This is a genomic window from Psychrobacillus vulpis (assembly GCF_006861825.1).
GTDB lineage: Bacteria > Bacillota > Bacilli > Bacillales_A > Planococcaceae > Psychrobacillus > Psychrobacillus vulpis.
Genome location: NZ_VDGI01000005.1, coordinates 164,739 through 171,611, shown reverse-complemented (window position 1 = coordinate 171,611; position 6,873 = coordinate 164,739). Strand labels below are relative to the sequence as shown.

General features: G+C 37.5%; 5 protein-coding genes, 1 rRNA gene and 1 pseudogene. 5 read left to right on the top strand and 2 right to left on the bottom strand.

Features of this window, described 5'->3' with window-relative positions; all coding sequences use genetic code 11:
* Window positions 1-64 (bottom strand): 16S ribosomal RNA (locus tag FG384_RS07475); the annotation flags it as partial.
* A 498-nt stretch (window positions 65-562) separates the two neighbouring features.
* Window positions 563-1,941, bottom strand: a pseudogene (gene hpaB, locus FG384_RS07470) (4-hydroxyphenylacetate 3-monooxygenase, oxygenase component).
* 120 nt (window positions 1,942-2,061) lie between these two features.
* On the opposite strand from hpaB, the gene FG384_RS07465 reads away from it, so the two are divergent.
* Genes FG384_RS07465 through FG384_RS07445 form a run of 5 tightly spaced genes read left to right on the top strand, consistent with a single transcriptional unit; the run spans window position 2,062 to window position 6,849 of the window.
* Entirely contained in the window at window positions 2,062-2,670 is a 609-nt protein-coding gene (locus FG384_RS07465) for a TetR/AcrR family transcriptional regulator (RefSeq protein ID WP_142641960.1), read from the top strand.
* A 19-nt stretch (window positions 2,671-2,689) separates the two neighbouring features.
* Window positions 2,690-4,186: an o-succinylbenzoate--CoA ligase gene (gene menE, locus FG384_RS07460; RefSeq protein WP_142641959.1), complete on the top strand. Its 1,497-nt coding sequence runs from the start codon at window positions 2,690-2,692 to the stop codon at window positions 4,184-4,186.
* Window positions 4,186-4,602, top strand: coding sequence for a MaoC family dehydratase (locus FG384_RS07455; protein ID WP_142641972.1), 417 nt, complete (start codon window positions 4,186-4,188; stop codon window positions 4,600-4,602). Before menE ends, FG384_RS07455 begins: the two co-directional genes overlap by 1 nt.
* Window positions 4,599-5,600, top strand: a complete 1,002-nt coding sequence (locus tag FG384_RS07450) for a 3-oxoacyl-ACP synthase (protein ID WP_142641958.1) — start codon at window positions 4,599-4,601, stop codon at window positions 5,598-5,600. The genes FG384_RS07455 and FG384_RS07450 overlap by 4 nt, the downstream gene beginning before the upstream one ends.
* 10 nt (window positions 5,601-5,610) lie before the next feature.
* Window positions 5,611-6,849: a substrate-binding domain-containing protein gene (locus FG384_RS07445; RefSeq protein ID WP_142641957.1), complete on the top strand. Its 1,239-nt coding sequence runs from the start codon at window positions 5,611-5,613 to the stop codon at window positions 6,847-6,849.
* Window positions 6,850-6,873: the final 24 nt, after the last annotated feature.

Below are 6,873 nucleotides of genomic sequence, written 5' to 3'. Positions count from 1 at the left end.
CGACTTGCATGTATTAGGCACGCCGCCAGCGTTCGTCCTGAGCCAGGATCAAACTCTCCATAATAGAGAACTTAAAAAGCTCATTTTGTTTTGCTGGCATCATCATTAAATGATGTCAAAATTGTTTTGCTATCGGACTAACCGAAGTTAGTCTATCAAGCTATATGTCTTAACGTTTTGCATGTTCAGTTTTCAATGTTCATGTTGTCGTCTTGTTTTAGCGACCTTTGTATCTTAACACCCTTTTAATAAATACGTCAACACTAAAATCAAATAAAAGTTGCAAAGAATTAAAAACAGTTTATTAGTAAAATTCAACTCTTTATTCCTAATAGCGACAAAACACTACTAACATCTAGCTTTCCCCTACTACAAAACTTGATATACACTCTCTACCTTCTGTTAAAAATACTTAGAATTTTACTTTTAGTAACAATAAATGCGCGCATGAAATAAAATCAAAGGTGCATAGACGAGCCCATTTGTGGAGAATCATCTACGAAAAAGGAATGGAAGTGATGAACAACCAAATTAAAAAGCCCACACCTAAGTTATGCGGACTTCAATCCAACATTTCTTTCACTCGCTCCACATAAGGATCCTTATCATATGCATAGTACAGTTGACGACTGGAAACACGAACAGGATCACCAAAGAAGAATCTCTCATATAATGTTTGACTTGTGCCAAACGAGCTCATTGTTAAATCCCATGCTAGGTGGAAGAGTTTGACACGGTCCATAGCATTGTCTCCTTTAGATTGCATATATAGGTCTAAATCTGGTCGTATACTGGATTGGAATGCCACTTGCTCCTAGAAGCTGAATGATTTCGGTGAACCTTGGATAAAGTCGCGGGAAAATATTAATAGCTACTTGCAATGTTGTGCAGTCTGGCTACATTGTACCCCATCTGTCTGTTTTGGCTTCTACTTCTGATTTAATGATAAGTGCCTTCATCGTTTCCAAAGCAACAATAATTTCGGTAGCCTTTTCTTGAACATGCTGATATTCTTCTATATTAATTGTTTCGATTATAGATTGGACTATCCCCAATATGAATTCTATTTTGACAATCTGCCTCTGGAAACCACTTGATGTTATGTAAAGGCTTGAAATGAACTGGAAATCATAAAACCATTCGCTACCGCTATATTGTCATAATAAAATACGCGCTCCCATGGAAGCTAATATACTATCGTATACTACAAGACTGTCTATTTCCTCATAACGGGAACTTAATGGATAATTAAACTTCGAGTCTCCTCTAACGAATGATTCTCTTCCTAATAAACTTTAGACCTTTGCTATTACTAGGCACGGAAAAAGAAAACCCTTTTCCTTTATCCGAAACCCCTCCGGATGATATAACGAATATTTCATCTGTTATTCCACCATGTGTTGCCAAAAGTCTTGCACCCCTCACAATGATACCTTCTTCGTTTCTATCTATAATTCTAGCAGCAATAGGTTCTTTTCTATTTTCATAATAGCGTTGCGTTCGATTCACTTGAGGGTCAATAAATGTATGAGTCATAGAGAGATCGTTTTCGCGTGCATATTCAAAGAGGGATCGTAAGTTTTCAGGAAAGCGGTTATTTTTCTCATATAAATAGTCTGCGGAAGATGCAAAGGCCATTAATACGGTATTCATGTAGTCTGGACATCCACCCATAAGCCCATTGTTTGTTCTAGCCCAATGTTGCACCATTGCTCGCCTATTTACTAAATCTTCTTTCGTTTTTGGTTGTAAAAAAGACATCCCTACTGAATCTCTAGTAGATGGTGATTGATATGTCATCACATCCTTTAATGACGCATCATGCTGCATATCGTATAGTGCTGCCTGCCTTTTCATAATCCCCTTAAAGGCAGGCTGCTCCGAAATGTTACCCGTCACCTGTTTTCCATCAATCCATACATCCGTTTTTAACTGGTCAATTCGGTCCTACATTGTTTCCTGGTTAGGACAAGCACTTTCACAAAATTTTAGAGAAATTTTAAAATAGGTATTGTATTTTCTGAATATTATACATATTATAAAAACTGAGAGGTGATTCATATGTCAGAAATGATAAAATTAACGTCCAATTCTCTACCACTTACAAAAAAAGGAGAGAAAACTCGTCAGCATTTACTAAATATTGCGGAAGAAGTATTTGGAGTAAAGGGTTATTTTAACGCTTCAATCGTTGATATTACACAAAAGGCAAATGTAGCTCAGGGAACATTTTATAATTATTTCCCTTCCAAACAGTCTATCTTTGAAGAACTAGTAAGAAACATGAGCCATACTTTTCGTAGTGAAATCCGAAATGCCATTAAGACTGCATCTAATTTTGAAGAGTCACAAAGAATTGGATTTAGAACTTTCTTTTCTTGGGTAAAAAATCATCGAAACTTGTACAGCATTGTACAGCAAACTGTTCTAGTTGATGAACAGCTTTATCGCTGGTATTACGAACGCCTTGCTTCTGGATATATCAAAGGATTAGAAGAAGCTATCGGAAAAGAGGAAATCAAAAAGTACGACTCGGAAACGATTGCGTATTGTTTGATGGGCATTAGTCAGTTTTTAGGGATGAGATGGATCTATTGGGAGGATAAAAATGTACCAGATGATCTATTAGAGGACGCTATATCACTTATTTTCCAAGGATTAAGTAAATAAAGATAGGAGTGATATTCAAGTGAAAGGCATTTCACATTGGATCGATAAGCGCGCTTTTATTACACCAGAAAGGCAAGCATTAATCGACGCAGATAGGGAACTCACCTATTTAGAAATGAGCAAAATGGTCCATCATTTTGCAGGAGTATTACAGTCTAAGTATTCCATAAAAAAAGGCGATAGAGTTGGCGTATTGGCCAAAAATAGTATGGAATTTATCATTACTTTATTTTCACTAGCAAAGCTGAATGCTGTCGTTGTTCCACTTAATATCCGCTTAACTGTAGATGAATTACAATTTCAACTGAAAGATAGCGGTCTTCAAACATTAATTGTAGACCGCGATAACTATAACAGAGGAAAAGAATTATTAGAAAAAACTCATTTCCAACATTTACTAACATTCGAATCTCTCAGTAAAGCTGAGACAGAAACACTAACACTCACCGAAATTGACCCCACAGCACCATACATCATTTGTTATACATCAGGGACAACTGGAAAGCCTAAAGGGGCTGTATTGACGCAGGAAAATATGTTTTGGAATGCAGTTAATAACACATTAAGTCTTGATATCACATCTAAAGATAAGATCATAACATTATTGCCATTATTCCATATTGGTGGAATTGGACTTTTCACCTTACCAGTATTACTAGCTGGTGGAACGGTCGTTGTTCCAGACAGATTTGATCCAGAACTAGCGTTGAATTATATAGAAAAATATGCTGTCACAATCGTCATGGGAGTTCCTACAATCCATGATGCATTACGAAAATCTCCAAACTTTGAATCTACGAATCTATCGTCTGTCCGTTTCTTTTATAACGGAGGTGCACCATGCCCAGAAGAGTTAATACGATGGTATTTATTAAAGGGTATTAACTTTGGACAGGGGTATGGTCTGACGGAAACATCACCTACAGTATTTTTATTATCTGAGGAGGACTATGAACGTAAAGTCGGCTCTATTGGTAAACCAGTTATGTTTACTGACATACGGATCGTGGATAAAGAAGTACAAGATGTTTCACCTGGCGAATTTGGTGAATTACTCGTAAAAGGGCCTAATGTGATAAAGGAATATTACAACCTTCCTGAAGAAACAAATAAAGCATTTTTGCAAGGTTGGTTTGCTACTGGAGATATTGTCAGACAGGATGAGGAAGGATTCGTTTACATTGCTGGTAGAAAAAAAGAAATGATTATTTCTGGGGGAGAAAATATATACCCACTAGAAGTCGAAAAAGTCATTTATGAACTGCCTGAGGTAGACGAAGTAGCTGTTATTGGGATTTCCCATGAGAAATGGGGAGAAACCCCTCTTGCCTTCATTGTTTTAAAATATGGAGCAAACATTTCAGAAGAGGTATTAAATGAATACTGCACTCGAAAATTAGCACGTTATAAAGTTCCAAGTGCTTTTCATATTGTAAGCGCTTTACCGAAGAATGCAACTGGCAAAATTGATAAAGGTACTCTTAAAAAATATTACGTAAAAGAAGTGATGAAATGATGAAGAACTTTTTTATAGGACAAACAGCATCCTTTAGCAGAACGGTCACGGAAACGGATCTTGTCGTGTTCGCTGGGTTCAGTGGTGATTTCAATCCAGTTCATGTCGATCAAGAATTTGCAGCGGAAACTAGGTTTGGTAAGCGAATTGCACATGGTTTATTAACGACGTCCTTTCTTTCCAGACTGCTCGGAATGGAACTCCCAGGTCAAGGGTCTGTTTATTTAGAGCAAACGCTAAAATTTACAAAACCGGTGTTTATCGGAGATACCGTTACAGCATGCGCAAAAATCTTAGAGATCGATTATGAAAGAGGAATTTTTCGACTGGAGACGATATGCCGTAAACAAGATAATACCGTTGTGTTAAAAGGAGAAGCCAAGATGATGATGCCTAAGGAAGGTGCAAAAATATGATACAAATTGTACAAACAAGCACTTTTTTCCCTCCTGGGATTGAAACAGCTAAGGATTTAGAGAAAAAGACAGGTATTCCCGAAAATGTCATAAAAGAAAAATTCGGACTTTATGAAAAACATGTAGCTGATTCGTCTACACATGCTTCCAACATGGCGATTAAAGCGGCTTTACCACTATTAGAATTAGTGAACCCTCTTCATATTGATATTATTATTTACTTTGGTAGTCCGTTCAAAGATTATGGTGTTTGGTCAAGTGCTCCTAAAATTCAATATGAGCTTGGAGCTAAAAATGCATATGCGTTTGAAATAATGAATGTTAGCTCTTGTTTCCCAATTGCTTTAAAAGTAGCGAAGGATATGTTGAATGCCGATAAAACAGTCAATCATATTTTGCTTGTTGGTGGATGCAAAGAGTCTCAAATAATAGATTATCAAAATCCTAGATCTAGATTTATGTTTAACTTTGCAGATGGAGGTGCAGCAACCCTTCTATCAAGAACTAATGGTAAATTTGAAATTTTAGAATCTGCCATTTACACAGATGGTTCCTTCCATGATGACATTCGAGTTCCAGCCGGCGGATCTGTTCTGCCTGCTTCACACGATACAGTGGAAGGTAATCTACATTACATCGATGTGAGAGATCCAGCTGATATGAAAGAAAGACTGGACCCTGTGTCAGTGGCTAATTTTGTGAGAGTTGTAATAGATTCTGTAGAGAAAAGCGGATATTCGTTAAAAGATATTGATATGCTTCTCCCATTGCATACAAAAAGATCGATGTTTAGCCAAATTTTAAGCGGGCTAAACCTTTCCGAAGAAAAGGCAATGTATCTCGATCATCATGGACATATGTCTGCACTAGACCCATTGGTTGGATTAGACTTTGCCGAATCTGAAAGTAAGCTGAAAAAAGGTGACATTGTTGTTGCCGTTAGTGCAGGAACTGGATATACATGGGCAGCAACAACATTAAGAAAAATAAGAGACTAGGAGGAAGAAAATGAAAACGTCTACAAGTAAGGTCGTTTACTTAGGATTATTTGTTTTATGCATGTTTTTTATCTATGGTTGCAATTCTGAGAAAGCTAGTAATGCAGACGCAGAAGTGAATACAGGTGAAAAACAAGATGACAAACCTATTAAAATAGGTGTTCTTGCATCACTAACTGGTGGGCTTGAATCTTACGGAAAACAAACCGTTCGAGGATTTGAACTTGGACTTGAGTATGCAACGGATGGGAAAATGGAAGTCGAAGGACGTAAAATTGAATTTATCGTAGAAGATACAGAAACAAAAGCAGAAGTTGCAGTACAAAAAGCTACAAAACTATTAGAAGATGATGAAGTTGACTTTCTTGTAGGGTCTTCTAGCTCTGGAGATACATTAGCTGTATTACCACTTGCAGAGGAATATGAAAAAATTATGGTTGTAGAGCCTGCTGCTGCAGATAGTATTACAGGATCTGAATTCAATAAGTATATTTTCCGTACTGGGCGTAACTCTTCACAGGATGCAGTGGCAGGTGCTGCTGCCATTGTAAAGAAAGGAGTTAAAATAGCTACGCTTGCTCCTGATTATTCGTTCGGCCAAGATGGTGTGGCGGCTTTTAAAGAAGCTGCGATTAAATTAGGCGGAGATATCATCCACGAAGAATATGTAGATCCAGCAGCAACCGATTTTACATCCAATATTCAAAAGATTATTGACCAAAAGCCTGATTATTTATATGTTATTTGGGCTGGATCCAATACACCTTGGAATCAGATCATGGACAAGAAAGTACAAGAACGAGGCATAAAAATTTCAACCGGGGTTGCAGATATCGCTACATTCCCTACGATGAAACCTCTTGTAGGAATGGAAGGGTTTACTGTCTATTATCATGAGCTACCTGACAACGACGTGAATAAATGGCTTGTAGAGGAACATAAAAAGAGATTCAACGGGGATGTTCCAGACCTCTTCACTCCTGGTGGAATGAGCGCTGCGTTAGCGATTGTAGAAGCATTGAAGAAAACAGAAGGAATTACCGATTCAGATAAACTTATTGAAACAATGGAAGGAATGAGCTTCGAATCTCCAAAAGGAACGATGACATTCCGCCCCGAAGATCACCAAGCACTTCAGTCGCTTTATGCAGTAAAATTGGAAGATAAAGAAGGATTTGACTACCCTATACCCGTATTTGTCAGAGAGCTTTCTCCAGAAGAAACTGCTCCACCTATACGGAATAAATAATATATAGGAAAGAACCCATACCAA